General features: G+C 68.5%; 1 protein-coding gene. It reads left to right on the top strand.

What is annotated here, in order from left to right; all coding sequences use genetic code 11:
- Positions 1-108: 108 nt before the first annotated feature.
- A partial coding sequence (locus B3H86_RS05755; protein WP_292051893.1) for an SDR family NAD(P)-dependent oxidoreductase occupies positions 109-238 on the top strand: 130 nt, incomplete at its 3' end.

Below are 238 nucleotides of genomic sequence, written 5' to 3'. Positions count from 1 at the left end.
CCACATGGCCCGCACGCGCCCCGAAGCCTGGGCAGCCTATTGCGCGCGTACGCCGCGCTTCTTCCCCTTCCCCCGCCCCCGCAGTTCCAAAGTCACGGAGACCCGCGCATGAGCGGCCTTAAAGACAGAGTCATCATCATCACCGGTGCCGGTCGCGGCCTTGGACGAGCCTATGCCCTCGATCTGGCGAAACGCGGTGCCAGGATCGTGGTCAACCCCCGCGCCCGCCCCGCCGATG

The sequence above is a fragment of the Brevundimonas sp. UBA5866 genome, from assembly GCF_002432125.1.
In the GTDB taxonomy this organism is placed as follows: Bacteria; Pseudomonadota; Alphaproteobacteria; order Caulobacterales; family Caulobacteraceae; genus Brevundimonas.
This window is presented reverse-complemented; position numbering and strand designations above follow the sequence as displayed.